Here is a 19891-nt window from a genome sequence, read left to right on the forward strand (position 1 = left end):
GAAGAAAAGACCGTTCTCCCATGACAGACGACGAAATACTGGCCGAGTTCCGCGCTGCCGACGCGCTGTTGCAGGGGCATTTCCTCCTCTCCTCCGGCCGCCACAGCGAATATTATCTGCAATGCGCCCGCGTCCTGATGAATAGCGAGCGCGCCGGGCGGCTTGCCTCCGCGCTCGCGGCCAAGCTGCCGCGCGAGCTGCGGCAGGCGACCGACCTCGTCGTGTCGCCGGCGATGGGCGGCGTCATCATCGGCCACGAGATGGGCCGCGCGCTGGGCAAGCCCGCGATCTTCGTCGAGCGTCCGACCGGCACCTTCGAACTGCGCCGCGGCTTCGCCATCGCCCCCGGCACGAAGGTGCTGATGGTCGAGGACGTGGTCACCACCGGCCTGTCGTCGCGCGAGGCGATGGAGGCGGTGCGCGCGGCGGGCGGCGAAGTGCTGGCCGAAGCGGCGCTGGTCGACCGCTCGGCGGGAAGCAACATCGACCTCGGCGTTCCCTTCTATCCGCTCGTCGCGATCAATTTCCCGACCTATGCCGCCGACGACCTGCCGCCCGAACTGGCGGAAACGCCGGCGATCAAGCCGGGGAGCCGCGCGAATTGAGCGCGTCCCGGTCCGGCCGCCTGCGTCTCGGCGTCAACATCGACCATGTCGCGACGATCCGCAACGCACGCGGCGGCGACCATCCCGATCCGGTGCGCGCGGCGCAGATCGTCGCGGCGGTCGGCGGCGACGGCATCACCGCGCATCTGCGCGAGGACCGGCGCCACATCCGCGACGACGACCTCGCACGCATCCAGACCGCGACCGACCTGCCGCTCAATCTCGAAATGGCCGCGACCGAGGAGATGCTCGCCATCGCGCTGCGCCACGCGCCGCACGCCGCCTGCATCGTTCCCGAAAAGCGCGAGGAGCGCACGACCGAGGGCGGGCTAGACGCGGCGGGGCAGCATAATCATCTCGCGCCGATCGTCGCGCGGCTGGGCGACGCGGGGATTCGCGTCAGCCTGTTCATCGAACCCGACGCGCGCCAGATCGAGGCGGCGATGCGGCTCAGGGCGCCGGTGGTCGAATTCCACACCGGCCGCTATGCCCATGCCGAGGGCGAGGCGCGCGCCATCGAGCTTCGCCGCCTCGCCGACGCCGCGGCGCTCGCGTGGAAGAACGGCATCGAACCGCACGCGGGCCACGGCCTGACCTATGACAATGTCGTCCCCGTCGCCGCGATCCCGCAGATCGCCGAACTCAACATCGGGCACTATCTGATCGGCGAGGCGATCTTCACCGGGCTCGAAAGCGCGGTGCGCCGGATGCGCGAACTGATGGACGAGGCACGGGGATAGGATGATGACCACCGTCATTGCCGCGTCGCCTTCGGCTCCTCGTAATGACGGCCCGCCGGGGTCGTCATGATCATCGGCCTCGGCTCCGACCTGTGCAGCATAGAACGCATCCAGGCGTCGCTCGACCGCTTCGGCGAGCGCTTCGAAAGGCGCGTCTTCACCGACATCGAGCGCGCCAAGGCGGCGCGCCGTCCCTTCACCCGCGCCGGCACCTATGCCAAGCGCTTCGCGGCCAAGGAGGCTTTCTCGAAAGCCGTCGGCACCGGCTTCAAGCGCGGCGTGTTCATGAAGGACATCGGCGTCGTCAACGCGGCGTCGGGCGCGCCGACGCTGGCGCTCACCGGCGGCGCGGCGGCGCGGCTCGCCGAAATGGTGCCGCCGGGGCATGACGTGCATATCCACCTGACGCTGACCGACGACCATCCCTGGGCGCAGGCCTTCGTCATCATCGAGGCGATCAAGGACCGAGCATGACGAAAGCGCATAGCAAGGACGAAGGAAGCTGGGGCAAGCTGGTCCGCGACATCGCGGTGATCCTGCTGCTCGTGCTCGGCATCCACAGCTGCGTCGCCAAGCCTTTCTATATCCCGTCCGATTCGATGATGCCGGTGCTGCGCAATGGCGACCGCCTGATCGTCAGCAAATATCCCTATGGCTGGTCCTACGCCTCGGCCAGCTTCCACCTCGCCCCCCGGACAGAGGGCCGCTGGTTCGCGGCCCTGCCCGCGCGCGGCGACATCGTCGTCCTCGAGCATCCCGAGACGCGGATCGACTATATCAAGCGGGTCATCGGCCTGCCCGGCGACACGATCGAACTGCGCGGCGGTGCGCTGATCATCAACGGCAAGCCGGTGAAGCGCGAAATCCAGCCGATGCTGTCGATCGCGGTCGACCCCAACCTGCCCGGCCCCGACAGCGGCCTCGGCCGTTTCGCGGCGCGCGATGCGGCGGGCCGGCCGGTGCTCGAACTGCCGATCGTGCGCGAAACGCTGCCCGGCGGCGCCACCTTCGACACGATCGACATGGGCCCCGGCTATGTCACCGACGATTTCGGGCCGATCAAGGTGCCGGCCGACCATCTGTTCCTGATGGGCGACAATCGCGACGGCAGCGCCGACAGCCGCGTGCCGAGCAGCATGAAGGGCCTCGGCGGCCCGGTGCCGTTCGAAACGATCGCCGGCCGCGCCGAGATCATCAGCTTTTCGACCGACGGCACCGCGAAATGGTATAATCCGCTGAGCTGGTTCACCGCGCTTCGATCGGGGCGCGCCGGAACCAACCTGCGGCCCGAGCGTGACGGCAGCGCAAACAGGGAGTGACGGGCATGGCGGACAGCAAGACTCGGGGCGAAGCCCCCGGCCCCACCGATATCCGCAACCAGCTTGTCCGCACCGAAATGCTCAAGGCCAGCGTCTGGCTCGGTCTCGCCCTGCTGATCGGCGCCTGCATCATCCTGATCCAGCCGATCCTGCTGATCTTCGCGGGGATCGTGATGGCATCGATGCTAGACGGCGGCGCGCGCCTGCTCGGCCGCGTGCTGCCGATCGCGCGCGGCTGGCGACTGCTGATCGTCTGCCTCGGCATCGTCGCCTTCATGGCGTGGGCGATCCTGTTCGCAGGCTCGCAGATCGCCGACCAGGCCGCCGCGTTGCAGCAGGTGGTGATGGCGCAGATCGACCGCGTCGCTGCCTGGGCGAGCGAGCACGGCATGGGCAATCTGGAGATCGACACCAAGACGGTCACCGACAATCTGGCCGGAACCGTCGGGCGCGTCACCGCGGCGCTAGGCACCGTCTTCGGCGCGCTCACCAGCCTGGTGATGATCATGGTGCTCGGCATCTTCCTCGCGATCGAGCCGCGGCTCTACGAACGCGGTGTGGCGTGGATGCTGCCGATGAAGGCGCGCGAGGATTTCTACATCACCACCGCACGCATGGGTTTCACCCTGCGCCGGCTGATGGCGGGGCGGCTGCTCGGCATGGTGGTCGAAGGGATCGGGACATGGCTCGCCTGCCTGGCGGTCGGCATTCCGATGGCGGTCCTGATGGGTCTGCTGACCGGCTTGCTCGCCTTCATTCCCAACATCGGCGCGATTGTCTCGGGCGTGCTGCTCGTCCTCGTCGGCTTTTCGGCGGGCGTCGATACCGGGCTGTGGGCGATCGCCATCTATTTTTTCGTCCAGACGGTCGACGGCTATCTGATCGTCCCGATGGTCGCGAAACAGACGGTCGACCTCGCGCCCGCGCTGGTGCTGGCGGCGCAGATCCTGCTCGGCACGCTGCTCGGCATCCTCGGCCTGTTCCTCGCCGACCCGATCGTCGCGATGATCAAGGTCGCGCTCGAACGCGAGGCGGAGCGCAATGCCGGCTCGCAGGCCGGTAACAAGAAGGCGGCGACGGGCTCCTGAAGCGCGAGTCTATGGGAATGAATAGCCATCGCTCCCGCGGACGCGGGGCGCGAAACGTCACACGACGCCGACGCACTTTCGTTACCGGGGACAGCGTGGCCAAATCCGCAATCGCTGAAATGGCCTTGGGGATGGATTCCACACACTTCCATCTTGTCATCCCCGCGAAAGCGGGGATCCAGAGCGGACGTCGGCTTACCTTTCCCTGGGTTCCCGCTTTCGCGGGAACGACGAAGTAAGAAACGAGAATGGTGAAATCCGGTCGGCATCAGACGACCGAATCGATCCACGCCGCCCGGAGCCGGATTGTCCGGGGGGTACGTAGCGTGACCTTTGTATACTTTGGAATAATATTACACGCTCGCTAAGCCCGCCCCGGCGGTGCGCATTCGCCGTCCCGAACGGGCCCGGCCGCGCCTTACTGCTGCGGCGCGGGGGCCGGGGCGCCGGGGGCACCGCCCTGCTGCATCATCTGTTGCTGCTGCATCATCTGCTGCATCGCGCGCACTTCGGCCTCGGTGCGGAAGTCGATCAGTTCAACGTCGAAATGCAGTGTGCTGTTCGCGGGAATCGGCCCGACGGCGCGGTCGCCGTACCCGAGCGCGGGCGGGATGCTGATCTTGTACTTGCCGCCCTTCTGCATGCGGGTCAGCGCCTCGGAAAAGCCGGGGACGACCTGCGCCACCTGCATCGGCGCCTGCTCGTTCGAATCGAAGACGGTTCCGTCGTCGAGCTTGCCCTCATATTTGACGAGCACGACATCGCTGATCGTCGGGCTGGGGCCGGTGCCCGCCTTCACCACCTCGAAGCCGATGCGCGGCGTCGTGGAGAAGGCGAAGGCCGTGCCGACCGCGAGCAGCACCGCCAGCCCGATCCACAACAGCCAGAGCCCGCCCTTGCTCACCGGGCGCAATGGAACCGCAGTCACGCTCATCGTTTCGTCCTTCCCCTGCCCCGGTGTCGGGGCGAAAATATCGCGTCGCCTATAGGCGGAGCGACGCGGAAGGGTCCAGAGGCAATATGCGTCGCTTATGCACCGGCCATGCTGACAAGTTGGCGTATATGCCCTCGGACAAGCGCGGGCTTGCACCCCGGCGAAAGCCGGGGTCCAGATGGCGTCGTGCAACCTCGCGTGGACCCCGGCTTTCGCCGGGGAACGGCTATGTGTTGGAAAGGAATGATCACCGGACAAGTTCAGGAGGCAACACAGGCTCGTGCGCCCATCGCATGTCGCGCCCAACGAAAAAGGGCGCCGCGTTGCCGCAGCGCCCTTTTCTCGAATCAGGATCCCGGACGGGAAACGGACTTACTTGATGCCGTCGCGTTCCATCCGCTTGCGCTCCATCTTGCGGGCGCGGCGGACGGCGGCGGCGCGTTCGCGCGCGCGCTTCTCGCTGGGCTTTTCATAGTGACGGCGCAGCTTCATCTCGCGATACACACCCTCCCGCTGCAGCTTCTTCTTGAGCGCGCGAAGGGCCTGGTCGACATTATTGTCGCGAACGATGATCTGCATACGCCGTGTCGTCTCCTGTTCGTCCAAACGGTTCTGGCGCCGGATAGAATGCCGGTATGCCGTGACCGCCGATATTCGGGCAATAAAAAGAGCGCCGCGACACCGCGACGTTCGGATGCAGCGCCCCTAAAGAGATTCGCGCCGAAATGCAAGCCCCGACGCGGCGGACCGGCCGCGGTTCGCGCGCAGCCGGGATTGTGCCCCGCCCCGCGCCTGTGGCATAGGTAGCAGGACGAAACCCAAAGCAGAAAGAGGATCAGGCCATGGCGACCCAGCTCAAGCGCAACAGCAAGTACAGCGAAGCCGAGTGGACGGCGCGGCAGGAACTCGCCGCCTGTTACCGCATCTTCGCGATGATGGGCTGGGACGAGATGATCTTCAACCACATCACGGTGAAGCTGCCCGACGAGGACGGCAGCTATCTGATCAACCCCTATGGCATGCATTTCAGCGAGGTCACCGCGTCGAGCCTGATCAAGATCGACATCGACGGCAACAAGGTCGACGCCGACAATCCGTGGCACGTCAACAAGGCGGGTTTCGTCCAGCACAGCCTGTTCCACCGCGCGCTGCCCGACGCGCATGCGATCATCCACACCCACACCACCGCGACGATGGCGGTCTGCTCGCTCGAAGGCGGACTGCAGCCGACCAATTTCTATGCCTGCAACTATATGGGCCAGATCGCCTATCACGACTTCGAGGGCATCACGGTGCGCGAGGAGGAGGGCGAGCGCCTGCTCGAGCATCTGGGCGACAAGCGCATCCTGATGCTGAAGAATCACGGCCCCGTCGTGATGGGCCGCAGCCTGCCCGAGGCGTTCATCAAATATTGGGCGCTCCAGCGCGCGTGCGAAATCCAGCTCGCGACGATGAGCATGGGCCAGCCGGTGCTGATCGGCGACGATGTCGTGAAGGTCCACCAGCGCGACCTTTACCAGGCGCAGATTCCGGGCGGCGCCGGCAAGGCCGAATTCGACGCGATGGTGCGCAAGGTCGACAGGATCGACACGAGCTGGCGTGACTAATCCGCACCTTTCGCTATTGCGGATCGCATGACGAAATTCTCGGTCAACGACCGTCCGGTTGAATATCGCATGGACCCCGAAACGCCCCTGCTGTGGGCGCTGCGCGATGCGTCGAACCTGACCGGGACCAAATATGGCTGCGGCACCGGTGATTGCGGCGCCTGCACCGTCGACATCGACGGCGAGGCGATCCGCAGCTGCCTGGTCACCATCGCCGAATGCGAAGGGCGCTTCGTCACCACCATCGAAGGCCTGTCGCGCGATCGCAGCCACCCGGTCCAGCAGGCCTGGGTCGCCGAGCAGGTGCCGCAATGCGGCTTTTGCCAGTCGGGAATGATCATGACCGCCGCGGCGCTGCTCCGCAAGAACAGCAACCCCGGCGATGCGGAGATCGACGCGGCGATGACCAACATCTGCCGCTGCGGCACCTATCCGCGCATCCGCGCCGCGATCCGCCTCGCCGGGCGGGTGCTGCGCGGCGAGGAACGGATCGCCGCGGCGCCGCCCCCCGGCATTCGGCCGGTGGACGCCGCGCGCGCCGTTCCCGCGCTGCGCCCCCCGCCGGGACGCTGACGCGCAAGCTGAACCGCAGGCAACATCACGGTTCAGCGGTGACTCATCTTGTCCGCGGTAACTTTCGATTCATCTTCCCGGCTGGCCCCTCCAGCATGCGGGACATGAGTTGGAGAATGGCGAGATGAAGAATTGGATCGGAGGGTTGCTGATCGCCGCGACGATGCTGACCCCCATCGCCCCCGCCGCCGCGCAGGCGCGCGACAGCCATCAGTGGAGCCAGCGCGGTAGCGGCGGCGATCGCGGCGCGCGTAGTGCCGGCCCCCGCGGCGAAGCGCGCGGCCAGCGTCAGCAGGCCCCGCGCCCGCAGATGCGCCAGCAGCAGCCGGTTCAGCCGCGCGCCGAGCGTAGCCAGCGCTGGAACGGGCAACAGCAACGTCCGCAGCAGCAGCAACGTCAGCAATGGCAGCGCCCGCAGCAGCGCACCGAAACACCGCGGAGCGACACGCAGCGTCAGCGCGGCACCACCTATGACCGGAGCCGTGACAGCCGCACCGATCGCCAGTGGGACCGCAACCGCAACGGGCAGGTCGACCGTCGCTCGGACCGCAATCGCAGCGGCACTGTCGACCGCCGTTGGGACCGCCGCAACGACAATCGCATCGACCGGCGGAACGACCGCAATCGCGTCGCCGACCGCCGCTACCGCGACAACCGGTCCGGCAACAACTGGAACCGCAGCTGGCGCGACGATCGCCGCTACGACTGGCGCAGCTATCGCGATCGCAACCGCAGCTATTACCGGATGCCGCGCTATTACAATCCATATCGCGGACGCAACTACACCCGGTTCAGCATCGGCTTCACGCTCGGATCGCTGTTCTACGGCCAGCGCTACTGGATCAACGATCCCGGCTATTATCGCCTGCCGCCCGCCTACGGCCCCTACCGCTGGGTGCGCTATTATGACGACGCGCTGCTCGTCGATACCTATTCGGGCGAGGTGGTCGACGTCATCTACGACTTCTTCTGGTAATATTCCTTTCGGTTACCGGAAGCTCCCTGAAGGGCCGGCTCTTGCGCCGGCCCTTCTTTTATGCGCATTCCCCATTATCGCGCCGCGTCGTCACGGCCGGAAAGACAGGGGAAACACTATGCGCAAACTGGGCCTGGTCGCCGCAGCGACATGCGCGCTGATGAGCAGCGCCGCCATCGCCAAGACCACCGTCATCTATGCCGGCCATGTCATCACCGACGTCGCCCAGCCGGCGCAGGGGCCGTCGACCGTCATCGTCACCGACGACCGCATCACCTCGATCGCGCCCGGCCGTATCGACGCGCCCGCGGGTGCCGAGATCGTCGACCTCGGCGACAAGACCTTGCTTCCCGGCCTGATCGACCTGCACGTCCACCTGACCGGCGATCCCGGCGGCGATTATCGCTCGGAAGCCGTCGAACCCGACGAATGGGGCGTCGTGGTCGGCGAAAAGAATGCGCGGATCACGCTGCGCGCCGGCTTCACCACCGTCCGCGAGGCGGGATCGGCGCAATATACCGCCTTCGCGCTGCGCCGCGGCACCGCCGAAGGCCTGATCGAGGGGCCGCGCATCGTCGCCGCCGGTCCGGCGCTCGCGATCATCGGCGGACATGGCGACGTCACCGGCTTCCGCGAGAATATCCACGCAGTGCTCGACCAGGGCTACACCTGCACCGGCGCGGTCGAGTGCGCCGAAAAGGTCCGCAAGGCTTCGCGGGCGGGCGCCGACGTCATCAAGATCACCGCGACGGGCGGCGTGCTGTCGCAGCAGGGCCGCGGGCTCGGCGCGCATTTCTCGAACGCCGAGATGGAAAGCATCGCCGAAACCGCGCATTCGCTGGGATTGAAGGTGATGGCGCACGCGCATGGCGCGCGCGGCATCGAATCGGCCGCCGCCGCCGGGATCGACAGCATCGAACACGGCACCTTCGCCGACGAGGCGGCGCTGAAGGTCATGAAGGCGAAGGGCACCTATATGGTCCCGACGCTGATGGCGTTCGAGGGTATCCGCGAGCGGCTCGGCAAGGGCATCTATACGCCGACGGTCGAAGCGAAGGTGCGGATGACGCTGAACGACGTCGGCAAGGCAATGGCGCGCGCGAAAGCGCTGGGCGTTCCGATCGCCTTCGGGACCGACGCCGGCGTTTTCGAGCATGGCCGCAATGCCCACGAGTTCGCGCTGCTCGTCGAGCATGGCCTGACACCGCGTGAGGCGCTGGCAAGCGCGACCACCGTCGCCGCGCGCCTGTTGTCGATGGAAAATGAGATCGGCCGCATCGTCCCCGGCATGTCGGCCGACATGATCGCCGTGTCGGGCGATCCGCTGAGCGACGTGACGACGCTCGAAAAGGTCAATTGGGTGATGACGCGCGGGCGGATCGCCGGCTGACAGGCGGTCAGGCCGCGCGCTCGATCCGTCCCGATCCTTCGCCCGCCAGGCGCGGCTGACCGATCAGCCGCGCGGTCTCGACCGCTTCGGCGAAGCGGACGCCGACGCGATTCGCATCCGACCAGCGCGCTTCGGCCTCGATCGTCAGGTCGGGGCCGAATTCGAGGGTCAGCGGCGTTCCCTCGGGCACGTTCCACAGTCCCTCGATCAGCGCGCCGCGTGATGAAACATTGCGGACGATGGCGTCGTAATCATGGCCGCCGCTGTGGACGCGAATGGTGCGGAAGGTCCGCAGCCGCGTTTCCCGCACACTCTTGAACCCCTGCGCGACGACCTGGCCCCCGCCGGCATCAAGAAGTGCGAGCACCTCGTCGACATCCATCGGCTTGCCATAGATATAGCCCTGGACATGGCTGCATCCGAGGCCGCGGATCAGCGCGAGGTCATCGTGCGTCTCGACGCCCTCGGCGGTCGTTTCCATGCCCAGCGCATCGGCGAGGCTGACGATCGACGCGATGATCGCCGCATTCATGCTGCTCTTGTCGGCGGCGCCGAGCACGAAGCTTTGGTCGATCTTGATCTTGTCGAACGGCGCTTTCTTCAGATAGCCGAGCGCCGAATAACCGGTGCCGAAATCATCGAGCGCAAGGCGCACGCCGGTGCGCTTGAGCCGCTGGAACATCTCCAGATTCTCGGGGCTTTCGTCGAGGAATATCCCCTCGGTGATTTCCAGTTCGAGCTGTTCGGGGCGAATGCCAGATGCCGACAGCGCGCTCATCACCGTCGCGGGCAGCTTTTCATTGGCGAATTGCCGCGGCGATACGTTGACCGCAACGCGATAATCGGGGCCAAGGCGCGCGATCGTGTCGCATGCGGTGCGGATGATCCATTCGCCGATCGGGACGATCAAGTTCGAATCCTCGGCGATGGGGATGAATTTCGACGGGCTGACGACATTTCCCGTGTCGCGGCGCCAGCGGATCAGCGCCTCGAAACCCGAGATGCGCTCGCTCTTCACGTCGACGATCGGCTGATAGAACAGCGCCAGTTCGTCGCGCGCCAGCGCCTCGCGCAGCGAATCCTCGATCGCCTTCCGCTCGCTCGCCTGGTCGTGCATCGCGTCGGCATAGAAGCGATAGACGCCGCGCCCCGCGTCCTTCGCGGCATAGAGCGCAAGGTCGGCGTTGCGGACGAGCGACGAGGCGGAAATGCCCCGCCCTTCCGACACCGCGATGCCGATCGACGATCCGATGCGCACCTGCTCGCCCTCGATGGCGAAGGGCTTGGCGAGGCTGAGGATGATAGCGTTGGCGATGCCGGCGAGCTTTTCAGGCTGGACCATCTGCGGCAGCACGATCTGGAACTCGTCGCCGCCCAGACGGCCGACCTGCCCCCTGTCGCCGACGATCTGGGTCAGCCGCCCCGCCACCTGCTGCAGAAGCTGATCGCCGACCGGATGGCCCAGCGTGTCGTTGACCGCCTTGAAACGATCGAGGTCCATTAGCAGCAGCGCGCAGGGCTGAGGCTGGCCGACGTGATTGCGGAGCGCGCGTTCGAGCAGGTCGGCGATATGCCGCCGGTTGGCGAGCCCGGTCAGCGTGTCGTAGCGCGCGAGCTGGTTGATCTCGCGCTCCGACCGCTTCATCTCGGTCAGGTCGGTACCGCTGCCGCGGAACCCCTGGAAATTGCCGAGTTCGTTGCTGATCGGATTGCCCGAGATCGACCACCAGCGCTCCTCGCCCGGCACCGCCGCCTGCACCGTCAGTTCCTTGAACGGCGTGCGCGACGACAGGCTGAAGCCTAGCGTGCGTTCTTCGCTTTCATCGTTGCCGAGCCGGCGGCGGATGATGTCGGTGAAGGGCCGGCCCAGCAGGTCGCCGAGCGGCCGGCCGAGCTTCGCCGCGACCGTCGGCGAGATATAGACGAGCTGGCCGTGGCGGTCGGTTTCCCAGAACCAGCCGCGCCCCGCCCTTTCGAAATCGCGCACGAGGCCCAGCGCGCGCTGCTGTTCGCTGACCGCCAGACGGGCTGCACGCGTCGCGCGGCGCTGGTGCCGGATATCCTCGCGCATCATCACGATGAGCAGGCCGAGAAAGACGAGGCCCGCGATCGCGAAGGGCCACGACGCGGCGCCGAGCGCGCCGCCGAGCGCGCTGGCGCCGGCGAAGGCGAAGAAAGCGGGCCGCGCGATCGCCGCGGCCGAGGCGGCGACGAGGATCGAGCCCGCCTGGATCGCCAGGACGGCGTCGAACCAGCCGGCGCGATCGGGCGCCGCAATCTCGGCAAAGGTCGATGCGGAGGTGAGCAGGCTTCCTGCGGCAAGCAGGCCCAGACACAGCGGGACGGTCAGCCGCGGGTCGGGCAGCGCCGCGACCCGGCGGCCGCGTGCGACCTGACCGATCACCGTCAACGCAAGGTCGCACAGCAATCCCGCCGCCATCGGCGCCCAATGCAGCGGCGACGCCAGAAAGGGCGACGGGCCGGGAAAGAAGGCGAAGGCGAAGAAGCCGAGCGAACGCGCGATCAGCACATAGTGCCAGAGCTGCGCGACCCGCATCAGCCGCGCCACGAAGTCGGGCGAATCGAACAGCGACACATCCGCGGACGCTTCGCCGGTGGCCGGCCGTGTGATGATGCGTTTCGCCCCCAAGGTCGTATCATTCCTGCTGGAAGGGATCACCGCCCCTCTTTCAGAAAGGGGTTTCCAAATCCTTAGTCCGACCCAGCGAAACTCCTGATTTTGTGCCAGAATGGACGATGTTCCGTTTCATGGCGAAACTTGTTAGGATCGGTCCATGCCTGCCGTCCGCCTGCTGCCGCCCGACCGCTTTTTCGACCGCGCGCAATGGTCTGCCATCACGCGCGTTTCGGCGTGGCGGGGGCCTTGGCTCGTCGCGCATGCGTGGATCGTCAGCATCGCCGCGGTGGGGCTTGCCGCCTGGGCGCAGAACCCGGTCGGCTGGCTGCTCGCGATCATCCTCGTCGGCGGACGCCAGCTCGGCCTCGCGATCCTGATGCACGAAGCGGCGCACGGACTGCTCCACCCGAAGCGCAAGGTGAACAATTTCCTTGGTCAGTGGCTGACCGGCGCCGCGACTGGATCGGACCTGTTCGCCTATCGCACCTACCACCTCCAGCACCATAAGTTCACCCAGCAGCCCGAGGACCCCGACCTGTCGCTGTCGAAGCCGTTTCCGACGACGCGCGCCAGCCTGTGGCGCAAGGTGGTCCGCGACCTGACCGGGCAGACCTTCCTCAAGCAGCGCACCGCGCAGTTCCGCTTTGCGCTCGTCGGGCTCAGGGCGATGCTGCGCGGCGAAGGCGGCGCGAAAGGCTCTGGCGGGACACGCGCCGGAACGCCCTTCAACCGACAGTCCGAGGACGGCATGACGGCGCCGACGATCGACGCCGCCGGCGCGATGGCGGTGACGCGCGCAGTCGGCCGGTTCCTGCTCGTACAGGCGGTGCTGCTCGCCGCGTCGCTGATCCTCTATGGCTGGACCCCATGGCTGCTGTGGACGCTGAGCCTCGCGACGACCTTCCAGCTTTACCTGCGCATCCGCAACATCGCCGAACATGCCTGCACGACGACGGGCAGCGACGATCCCTTCACCCATGCGCGCACCACCCATGCCGGCTGGATCGCGCGCGCCACCGTGGCGCCCTATTGGGTCAATTATCACGCCGAGCACCACCTGTTCATGGGCGTGCCCTGCTATCGCCTGCCCGCCGTCCATGCGATGCTGGGCGAAGCCGGGCGGCACGAGGCGATGACGATCGCGCCGCATTACCGCGCGGTGCTGCGTCAGATCACCGCGAAAGGCTGACCCGGCGCCCCCTATTGCCGGACGAAGCGCTGGCCGGCGCGGTCCTTCACGGTCGTCGCGGGGTCGAAGATCATGCCGTTCATCGCGATATAGACGCCCGGCGACAGCGTCTGCACCGCGGCGAGCGCGAAGCCGACGTTGAATTCGGCATCGCTCGCGCGCACCGAGGCGGGCTGCATCGCGCCGGTCATCACAATCGTCTTGCCGGGGATTCCCGCCAGCACCCGCCCGGTCAGGACCATGGTGTCGGTGCCGTGGGTGACGAGGATGCGCGCCGCGTCGCTCGCCGCCACCGCGGCGCGGATCGCCTCGCGGTCGGCATCGTCCAGTTCGAGACTGTCCTTGCGCATCAGCTGCGTGACGCGATGCGGGACATGGACGTTATTCTCGCGCAGCATGTCGGGGATCGCCGCAGGCCCGATCTGGAATTCGGATAAGGCATCGAAATAGACCTTGTCGATCGTTCCGCCGGTGGTGAAGATGTCGATCATATAAGGCCCGCCTCAAAAACAAGGGTCGATTACGCCAAAGCCTCCGCGATCAGCCGCCGCGTGTTGGCGATGCCGAACAGCGCGATGAAGCTACCCATGCGCGGCCCGGCGCTCGACCCGAGCAGCGTCTCGTAGAGCGCCTTGAACCATTCGCGCAGGTTTTCAAAGCCATAGGCCTCGTCCTTGCCAATCTCGTAGACAATGTTCTGGATGTCGTCCGCGGCGGTATCGGCGGGCAGCGCGGCGAGCCGCGCGTCGAGTTCCGCGAGCGCCGCCACCTCGCCGCCGCGCGGCTTGCGGCGCTGGAGCGTCGGCGCGACATAGTCGCGGTTGTAGGCCATCGCATTGTCGATCAGCCGGTCGAGCTCGGGCCAGGTCGCCGCGTCCGCCCCCGCGACATATTGGCCGAGGTAGCGCCAGATCTGCTCCTTCGACGCATCGGCGCCCATCACCCCGACGAGGTTTAGGAGCAGGCCGAAGCTCACCGGCAGTTCGGTCGCGGGCACCGCCTCGCCGCGCGCGGCGTGGACGTGATGCACCGGATTGCCGAGCTTCTTGTCCGGTTCCTGCGCCGAGTAATTGCCGCGCATCTGGAGATATTCGTCGATCGCCTTGGGGATCACGCCGATATGAAGCTGTTTCGCCGCCTTGGGTTCGCGATAGGCATAGAAAGCGAGGCTTTCCTCGCTGCCATAGGTCAGCCACTGCTCGATCGACAGGCCGTTGCCCTTCGATTTCGAGATTTTTTCGCCCTTTTCGTCGAGGAACATCTCGTAGATCAGCCTCTCAGGCTTGCGGCCGCCGAGTGCGCGCGCGATCTTGCCCGACTGGACGCCGCTGTCGGTCAGGTCCTTGCCGTACATCTCGTAATCGACGCCGAGCGCGACCCAGCGCATCGCCCAGTCGACCTTCCATTGCAGCTTGGCACCCCCCGACAGGATGCTGTGAGTGATCACAGTCCCATCGTCCTCGAACGACACCAGCCCCGCGTCGGCGTCGACCACCGTCACCGGAACCTGGAGCACGATGCCCGAGGTCGGGCTGATCGGCAGCACCGGCGAATAGGTCGCCGCACGCTCGGCGCGCAGCGTCGGCAGCATGATCGCCATGATCGCGTCATAGTGGCGCAGGACATTCTTCAGCGCGTCGTCGAACGCCCCCGACCGATAGCGTTCGGTCGAGCTGACGAATTCGTAATCGAAGCCGAAACGATCGAGAAAATCGCGCAGCATCGCATTGTTATGATGCGCGAAACTTTCATATTTGCCGAACGGGTCGGGAATGGCGGTGAGCGGCTTGCCCAGATGTTCGCGCAGCATTTCCTGCTGCGGGACATTGTCGGGCACCTTGCGCAGGCCGTCCATGTCGTCGCTGAACGCCACCAGCCGGGTCGGCGCAGGCACTCCGGATTCATTGGCGGTCAGCGTCTGATAGGCGCGGCGGACCATCGTCGTGCGCAGCACCTCGTTGAAGGTGCCGATATGCGGCAACCCCGACGGGCCATAGCCGGTTTCGAAGACGACGGGCTGCCCCCCCGGCTTGCCGTCTGGATAGCGTTTGACCAGCTTGCGCGCTTCCTCGAACGGCCAGGCCTTTGAGGTTAGCGCGGGTTCGCGCAGCGACGGATGGAGATGAAAGTCGGTCATGGCGCGCCCATAGCGGCAACGGGCGCCCAAGGGAAGAAGGGCGGATTTCCGCGCAACTTCACAGTGGAAACGCATGGGTGACCGCGCCGATCATCGCTTAAAGCCACAAAAGCCCCGCTCGCGCAGTGCATTTTTGTGGCCTTTATGGCTTTAGGCAGCGCCTCTCCTGCCGAAGGGCAAATGGCGAATGGGGGCGCATCTCCCAGCATGAAGCACGGCGGCGCAATGTGGACAGAGCGTTTTTTGCGTTTTGCGCCCGATGAGCGTTACCGGAATATTTACCATGACCGGCCTAGCCTTTCGGCATGACCAGCACCCCGCCCCGCCCCCGCGCGCACAAGCGCACCCCGGTTTCCATCGAGGTGATCGTCAACGGCGTTCTCAACCATGTCGAGGGGCGGATCGTCGACCTGTCCGAAGGCGGCGCGCGGATCGACGGCGCCAGCCTGCTCGAACGATCACGCTGCGAAATCCATTATGCGGGACAGGTCGTCTATGCGGTGGTGATGTGGTCGGAATGGGACCGCATGGGCGTGCGCTTTCCCTACGAACTGACGCAGGGCCCGCTCCATGCCGCGCTCGAACGCGCGCGTGGCGCGGCCGCGATCCCGGCGACGCCGGTCTTCCTGAGCAACCGCGCGATCGGTTTCGGGCGACGCGGGGTGAGTTGAGGCCTGCAGAGGCCGCCGGGAGCATTTTTCTTTCTTCCGGCACCGCGAGAAAGAAGAACGGTGCTTCGACAAGTTCAGCACGAACGGGGTTGGGTGAAGATGTCGCCTATGGCGCGAACCCCGGCCCTTCCTTTCCCTCCGTTTGCCCTGAGCTTGTCGAAGGGCCGTTCTTTCCTCTACATCAAGGCGATGAGCTTCTGGACCTATATGCTGCATTGCCGGGGCGGAGCCTTCTACGTCGGGCACACGGATAATTTGCAGCGACGTGTCGGCGAGCATGAATCGGGGCTTATCCCCGGCTTCACGGCAGACAAGCGTCCCGTCGTGCTGGTGTGGAGCGAAGAGTTCCCGACGCGTATCGAAGCCCTGGCGTCCGAACGCCGGATAAAGGGCTGGAGTCGTGCCAAGAAGATGGCCTTGATCCGCGGCGACTGGCCGCGGATTTCTGCCTTGGCAAAAGGCAAGAGCGGTGCTTCGACAAGCTCAGCACGAACGGCGCAAGGGTAGGTTCAGCGTAACACCGCCCCTTGCCGCGTTCCTCTTTTGTCCTTAGCTTGGCGCGATGGCGCCCGCCTCCCTCTCCCTGCCCGCGATCCATGCGAGCCATGTCGGAATCTGGCTGTCCGATGCCGCGGGGCGGGTGCAGCGCGTCGGGCGCGGCGAGGCGATGGCGGCGGTGGCGGGGACGCCGCACCTGCTGCTTGGCGCGACGCTGACCGGCGACCGGCTCGGCTATCCCGAACTGTCGGGGCTCGACCTGCTCGAACTGTTCGCTTTTCTTCACCCCGCGCGCTTCGCTGTGCCGACGCCGGCGGGAATCGCCGCCGCGCTCGGCCTGTCCGCGGCGCAGCGCGAGGATGAGGTCGCGGCCTTTCTGCCGCAGGCGGCGGCGGCGATGCTGGCCTGCCTCGACGATCCCAACTGGCCCGAGCGTGAGGGCGCATGGCACGCCCTGCAAGCGCTGACGCGCCAGCGCTGGCCGTGGGCGCCGCTGATCCAGCCGCGCCTCGCCGCACCCGACCGCGCCGACCGCTGGCTGTTCGCCCGCCTGCCCGAATGGGAGGAGCAGCCGCCGCGCGCTCAGCCGCGACAGGTGGTGCTCGATCCGGCGAACGTCGCGGCGCGGCTCGACCGGCTGACCGGCGACGGCGCCGAGAGACGGCCAGGGCAGCAGGATTATGCACGCGCGGCGACGGCGATCTTCGCCCCGCGCGAACGCCGCGACACGCCGCAGATGCTGGTGGCCGAGGCGGGTACCGGGATCGGCAAGACGCTGGGCTATCTCGCCCCCGCAAAGCAGTGGATCGACGAGTCGGCGGGCAGCGTCTGCATCTCGACCTACACCAAGGCGCTGCAACGCCAGCTCGCGCGCGAGACCGAGAAACTCTATCCCGACACGCGCGCGCACCGCGAGAAGGTGGTGGTGCGCAAGGGGCGCGAGAATTACCTCTGCCTGCTCAATCTGGAGGACGCGCTGCAAGGCGGTTTTTCGGGGCGCGCGGCGGTGCTGGCGCAACTCGTCGCACGTTGGGCCGCCTATACGCGCGACGGCGACATGATCGGCGGCGACCTGCCCGGCTGGCTTCCCGCGCTGTTCCGCCGCAACGGCGCGACCGCGCTTACCGACCGGCGCGGCGAATGCATCTATGCCGGGTGCCCGCATTTCCGCAAATGCTTCATCGAGCGCTCGACTCGCGCGGCGGCGCAGGCCGACATCGTGATCGCCAACCACGCGTTGACCATGGTGCAGGCGGCGCGGCCGCGCGACGTTTCGCGCGAAGGGGGGGGCGCCCCGGCGACGCGGTTGATCTTCGACGAGGGCCATCATCTGTGGGATGCCGCCGATTCGATGTTCGCGGTCGCGCTGACCGGGCAGGAGGCTATCGAAATCCGCCGCTGGATCATGGGCCCCGAAGGCAAGGCGCGCGGCCGCCGGCGCGGGCTCGCCGCGCGGCTCGCCGATGTCGCGAGCTATGACGAGGCCGGCGAGCGCGCGATCCAGGCGGCAATCGCGGCCGCCGCCGAACTGCCCGGCGACGGCTGGCTCGCGCGGCTGGCGGAGAACGCCCCTTGGGGGGCGATCGAACGGCTGCTCGCCGCGGTGCGCGGACAGGTCTATGCGCGCGGCGCCGATCCGAAGCAGGCCGACAGCGGCTATGGGCTCGAAACCGAGCTTGCCGACCCCGATCCCGAGCTGGTGACGGCCGCCGCCGCCGCGAGCGACGCGGTCGAGGCATTGCTGCGCCCGCTGATGGCGCTCGGCAAGCGGCTCGACGCGCTGGTCGAGGACCCGCCCGACTGGCTCGACGGACAGGCGCGGGCGCGTGTCGACGGGGCGCGGCACAGCCTGGGGACGCGGATCGACACGCTCGGCGCGTGGCTGGCGCTGCTCGGGCGCGTCGGCGGCCCCGCCGACCCCGATTTCGTCGACTGGCTCGCGGTCGAGCGGTTCGACGGGCGCGAATATGACTGCGGGCTGCATCGCCACTGGCTCGACCCCGCGAGGCCGGTCGCGGAAATCGTCTATCGCCCCGCGCAGGGCGTGCTCGTCACGTCGGCGACGCTGCGCGGCGACGGCCACGCGGCGGACGACTGGAGCGACGCCGACATCCGCACCGGCGCGCGCCATCTGGACGGAGGCGTGACGCATTTCGCGGTTCCCAGCCCGTTCGACTATGCACGCCAGTCGGAGGTGCTGATCGCCACCGACATCGCGCGCGGCGACCTGCCCGCGCTCGCCGGCGCCTATAGCCGGCTGATCGAGGCGGCGGGCGGCGGTGCGCTGGGGCTGTTCAGCGCGATCCGGCGGCTGCGTATCGTTCATGCGCGCATCGCCGACCGGCTGGCGCGCGCCGGGCTGCCGCTGTTCGCGCAGCATGTCGATCCGCTCGACACCGGAACGCTGGTCGATATCTTTCGCGCCGACCCGCACGCCTCGCTGCTCGGCACCGACGCTCTGCGCGATGGGGTCGACGTGCCCGGCGATTCGCTGCGGCTGGTGGTCATGGAAGGCGTACCCTGGCCGCGCCCGACGATCCTGCACGCCGCCCGCCGCGCGGCGCAGGGCGGCAGCGCCTATGACGACCGGGTGATCCGCGCGCGCATCGCGCAGGCCTTTGGCCGGCTCATCCGCCGCAGTGACGATTTCGGCCAGTTCGTGATGCTGTCGCCGAGCTTCCCTTCGCGACTGCTGAGCGCCTTTCCCGACGGGACGCCGATCCGCCGCCTGCCGCTCGACGAGGTGGTCAATCGCGTCGCCGCCGCGAATGTCGAGCGGCGAAAAAGCGCCTATGCCGCCTTTTCACCGTCCTGAGTTTGCGGCACAAGGCGGCGGATTCGCGGGGGACAGGCGCCCGAGCGTCCGGGGGAGAGATTTTGAAGAGTTTGACCATCCTGCGCCACGCCAAATCGGGCTGGGACGCCGCCGTCGAGCGCGACTTCGACCGTCCGATCAACGCCCGCGGCGCGCGCGGGGCCGAACTGATCGGCCAATATGCGAAGCGGCAGGCATGGCCGATCGACCGGATCGTCGCCTCCCCCGCGGTGCGCGTCGCCGAAACGCTCGCCATCTTTCAGCCCGCCGCGGGGCTCGACCGAATCGAGCCGCACTGGGACCGGCGCATCTACCTCGCCTCGGCGGCGACGCTGATCGACGTGCTGCGCGATACCGGCGGCGATGCGCAGCACCTGCTGATCAGCGGACACAATCCGGGGCTGGAGGACCTGATCCTGATGCTCGTCCCCGAAACCCCCGACGACGCGCAGCGCGCGCTGGTCGAGGAGAAGTTCCCGACCTGCGCCCTTGCGCGGCTGGACCTCGACATCACCGACTGGAGCGACCTCGACGTCAATCAGGCGCGCCTGGCCGCGCTCATCCGCCCACGCGACCTCGACCCCGCGCTGGCACCGGCGATGGACGACGACTGAGGCCCACTGGCCGCGCCAGGGTGGATTCTGGAATGTCCGGCTTCGCGCATAAAATGCCGTGAACGGGCGTGCGAAGATAACTCACGCAACAGATATG

The 19891-nt window shown here is 67.1% G+C and carries 19 protein-coding genes; 14 read left to right on the forward strand and 5 right to left on the reverse strand.

Going from position 1 to position 19891, the window contains the following annotated elements; all coding sequences use genetic code 11:
* The first annotated feature begins 20 nt into the window (after positions 1–20).
* The 5 genes from pyrE (at position 21) to AC2S9W_RS17835 (ending at position 3752) form a co-directional block, all read left to right on the forward strand.
* Positions 21–605 (forward strand): orotate phosphoribosyltransferase, encoded by a 585-nt coding sequence (gene pyrE, locus AC2S9W_RS17815; RefSeq protein WP_067108887.1) that lies wholly within the window; start codon positions 21–23, stop codon positions 603–605.
* A complete protein-coding gene (locus tag AC2S9W_RS17820) occupies positions 602–1345 on the forward strand; it encodes a pyridoxine 5'-phosphate synthase (protein WP_076076183.1) in 744 nt (247 codons plus the stop codon). Before pyrE ends, AC2S9W_RS17820 begins: the two co-directional genes overlap by 4 nt.
* A gap of 66 nt (positions 1346–1411) precedes the next feature.
* Positions 1412–1819 (forward strand): holo-ACP synthase, encoded by a 408-nt coding sequence (gene acpS / locus AC2S9W_RS17825; protein ID WP_067108890.1) that lies wholly within the window; start codon positions 1412–1414, stop codon positions 1817–1819.
* Entirely contained in the window at positions 1816–2664 is an 849-nt protein-coding gene (gene lepB, locus AC2S9W_RS17830) for a signal peptidase I (protein WP_067108893.1), read from the forward strand. The genes acpS and lepB overlap by 4 nt, the downstream gene beginning before the upstream one ends.
* Before the next feature lie 5 nt (positions 2665–2669).
* A complete protein-coding gene (locus AC2S9W_RS17835; protein ID WP_067108896.1) occupies positions 2670–3752 on the forward strand; it encodes an AI-2E family transporter in 1083 nt (360 codons plus the stop codon).
* A gap of 418 nt (positions 3753–4170) precedes the next feature.
* Here the strand turns inward: AC2S9W_RS17835 and AC2S9W_RS17840 are convergent, their stop codons facing one another.
* Positions 4171–4686, reverse strand: coding sequence for an FKBP-type peptidyl-prolyl cis-trans isomerase (locus tag AC2S9W_RS17840; protein WP_104959772.1), 516 nt, complete (start codon positions 4684–4686; stop codon positions 4171–4173).
* A gap of 372 nt (positions 4687–5058) precedes the next feature.
* Positions 5059–5265: a 30S ribosomal protein S21 gene (gene rpsU / locus AC2S9W_RS17845; RefSeq protein ID WP_003047635.1), complete on the reverse strand. Its 207-nt coding sequence runs from the start codon at positions 5263–5265 to the stop codon at positions 5059–5061.
* Between the two features lie 263 nt (positions 5266–5528).
* Here rpsU and AC2S9W_RS17850 point away from each other — a divergent pair, with 263 nt between their 5' ends.
* From AC2S9W_RS17850 to AC2S9W_RS17865, 4 genes are all read left to right on the forward strand, one after another.
* Positions 5529–6293, forward strand: a complete 765-nt coding sequence (locus AC2S9W_RS17850) for a class II aldolase/adducin family protein (RefSeq protein ID WP_076076186.1) — start codon at positions 5529–5531, stop codon at positions 6291–6293.
* 27 nt (positions 6294–6320) lie between these two features.
* Complete coding sequence (locus AC2S9W_RS17855; protein ID WP_486571373.1) at positions 6321–6866, forward strand: (2Fe-2S)-binding protein; 546 nt, start codon at positions 6321–6323, stop codon at positions 6864–6866.
* Positions 6867–6990: 124 nt separating this feature from the next.
* A complete protein-coding gene (locus AC2S9W_RS17860; RefSeq protein ID WP_486571374.1) occupies positions 6991–7842 on the forward strand; it encodes an RcnB family protein in 852 nt (283 codons plus the stop codon).
* A gap of 118 nt (positions 7843–7960) precedes the next feature.
* Positions 7961–9232, forward strand: a complete 1272-nt coding sequence (locus AC2S9W_RS17865) for a metal-dependent hydrolase family protein (RefSeq protein WP_486571375.1) — start codon at positions 7961–7963, stop codon at positions 9230–9232.
* A 7-nt stretch (positions 9233–9239) separates the two neighbouring features.
* Here the strand turns inward: AC2S9W_RS17865 and AC2S9W_RS17870 are convergent, their stop codons facing one another.
* Positions 9240–11882: an EAL domain-containing protein gene (locus AC2S9W_RS17870; RefSeq protein WP_486571376.1), complete on the reverse strand. Its 2643-nt coding sequence runs from the start codon at positions 11880–11882 to the stop codon at positions 9240–9242.
* Positions 11883–12027: 145 nt separating this feature from the next.
* On the opposite strand from AC2S9W_RS17870, the gene AC2S9W_RS17875 reads away from it, so the two are divergent.
* Positions 12028–13059 (forward strand): fatty acid desaturase family protein, encoded by a 1032-nt coding sequence (locus AC2S9W_RS17875; protein WP_486571377.1) that lies wholly within the window; start codon positions 12028–12030, stop codon positions 13057–13059.
* A gap of 11 nt (positions 13060–13070) precedes the next feature.
* On the opposite strand, the gene AC2S9W_RS17880 is transcribed toward AC2S9W_RS17875, so the two are convergent.
* Positions 13071–13550, reverse strand: a complete 480-nt coding sequence (locus AC2S9W_RS17880) for an asparaginase domain-containing protein (protein ID WP_076076192.1) — start codon at positions 13548–13550, stop codon at positions 13071–13073.
* Positions 13551–13579: 29 nt separating this feature from the next.
* Positions 13580–15196, reverse strand: a complete 1617-nt coding sequence (locus tag AC2S9W_RS17885) for a lysine--tRNA ligase (protein WP_486571378.1) — start codon at positions 15194–15196, stop codon at positions 13580–13582.
* Positions 15197–15501: 305 nt separating this feature from the next.
* Here AC2S9W_RS17885 and AC2S9W_RS17890 point away from each other — a divergent pair, with 305 nt between their 5' ends.
* The 4 genes from AC2S9W_RS17890 (at position 15502) to AC2S9W_RS17905 (ending at position 19794) form a co-directional block, all read left to right on the forward strand.
* Positions 15502–15867 carry a PilZ domain-containing protein gene (locus AC2S9W_RS17890; RefSeq protein WP_076076196.1) on the forward strand — a complete coding sequence of 122 codons (366 nt, stop codon included), beginning with the start codon at positions 15502–15504 and terminating at the stop codon, positions 15865–15867.
* 108 nt (positions 15868–15975) lie between these two features.
* Positions 15976–16374, forward strand: coding sequence for a GIY-YIG nuclease family protein (locus AC2S9W_RS17895; protein WP_234002446.1), 399 nt, complete (start codon positions 15976–15978; stop codon positions 16372–16374).
* Positions 16375–16429: 55 nt separating this feature from the next.
* On the forward strand, positions 16430–19180 hold the full coding sequence (locus AC2S9W_RS17900) for an ATP-dependent DNA helicase (protein ID WP_104959773.1): 2751 nt from the start codon (positions 16430–16432) through the stop codon (positions 19178–19180).
* A 62-nt stretch (positions 19181–19242) separates the two neighbouring features.
* A complete protein-coding gene (locus tag AC2S9W_RS17905) occupies positions 19243–19794 on the forward strand; it encodes a SixA phosphatase family protein (protein WP_486571379.1) in 552 nt (183 codons plus the stop codon).
* Positions 19795–19891 lie beyond the last annotated feature (97 nt).

The organism is Sphingopyxis sp. 550B (assembly GCF_057401805.1).

What these genes read in the sequence shown, in the direction of transcription:
- AC2S9W_RS17890 (WP_076076196.1), top strand. Translation starts at nt 15,502, where the DNA reads ATGACCAGCACCCCGCCCCGCCCCCGCGCGCACAAGCGCACCCCGGTT.
- acpS (WP_067108890.1), top strand. Translation starts at nt 1,412, where the DNA reads ATGATCATCGGCCTCGGCTCCGACCTGTGCAGCATAGAACGCATCCAG.
- AC2S9W_RS17885 (WP_486571378.1), bottom strand. Translation starts at nt 15,196, where the DNA reads ATGACCGACTTTCATCTCCATCCGTCGCTGCGCGAACCCGCGCTAACC.
- lepB (WP_067108893.1), top strand. Translation starts at nt 1,816, where the DNA reads ATGACGAAAGCGCATAGCAAGGACGAAGGAAGCTGGGGCAAGCTGGTC.
- AC2S9W_RS17840 (WP_104959772.1), bottom strand. Translation starts at nt 4,686, where the DNA reads ATGAGCGTGACTGCGGTTCCATTGCGCCCGGTGAGCAAGGGCGGGCTC.
- AC2S9W_RS17900 (WP_104959773.1), top strand. Translation starts at nt 16,430, where the DNA reads ATGGCGCCCGCCTCCCTCTCCCTGCCCGCGATCCATGCGAGCCATGTC.
- AC2S9W_RS17835 (WP_067108896.1), top strand. Translation starts at nt 2,670, where the DNA reads ATGGCGGACAGCAAGACTCGGGGCGAAGCCCCCGGCCCCACCGATATC.
- AC2S9W_RS17880 (WP_076076192.1), bottom strand. Translation starts at nt 13,550, where the DNA reads ATGATCGACATCTTCACCACCGGCGGAACGATCGACAAGGTCTATTTC.
- rpsU (WP_003047635.1), bottom strand. Translation starts at nt 5,265, where the DNA reads ATGCAGATCATCGTTCGCGACAATAATGTCGACCAGGCCCTTCGCGCG.
- AC2S9W_RS17865 (WP_486571375.1), top strand. Translation starts at nt 7,961, where the DNA reads ATGCGCAAACTGGGCCTGGTCGCCGCAGCGACATGCGCGCTGATGAGC.
- AC2S9W_RS17875 (WP_486571377.1), top strand. Translation starts at nt 12,028, where the DNA reads ATGCCTGCCGTCCGCCTGCTGCCGCCCGACCGCTTTTTCGACCGCGCG.
- AC2S9W_RS17855 (WP_486571373.1), top strand. Translation starts at nt 6,321, where the DNA reads ATGACGAAATTCTCGGTCAACGACCGTCCGGTTGAATATCGCATGGAC.
- AC2S9W_RS17895 (WP_234002446.1), top strand. Translation starts at nt 15,976, where the DNA reads ATGGCGCGAACCCCGGCCCTTCCTTTCCCTCCGTTTGCCCTGAGCTTG.
- pyrE (WP_067108887.1), top strand. Translation starts at nt 21, where the DNA reads ATGACAGACGACGAAATACTGGCCGAGTTCCGCGCTGCCGACGCGCTG.
- AC2S9W_RS17860 (WP_486571374.1), top strand. Translation starts at nt 6,991, where the DNA reads ATGAAGAATTGGATCGGAGGGTTGCTGATCGCCGCGACGATGCTGACC.
- AC2S9W_RS17850 (WP_076076186.1), top strand. Translation starts at nt 5,529, where the DNA reads ATGGCGACCCAGCTCAAGCGCAACAGCAAGTACAGCGAAGCCGAGTGG.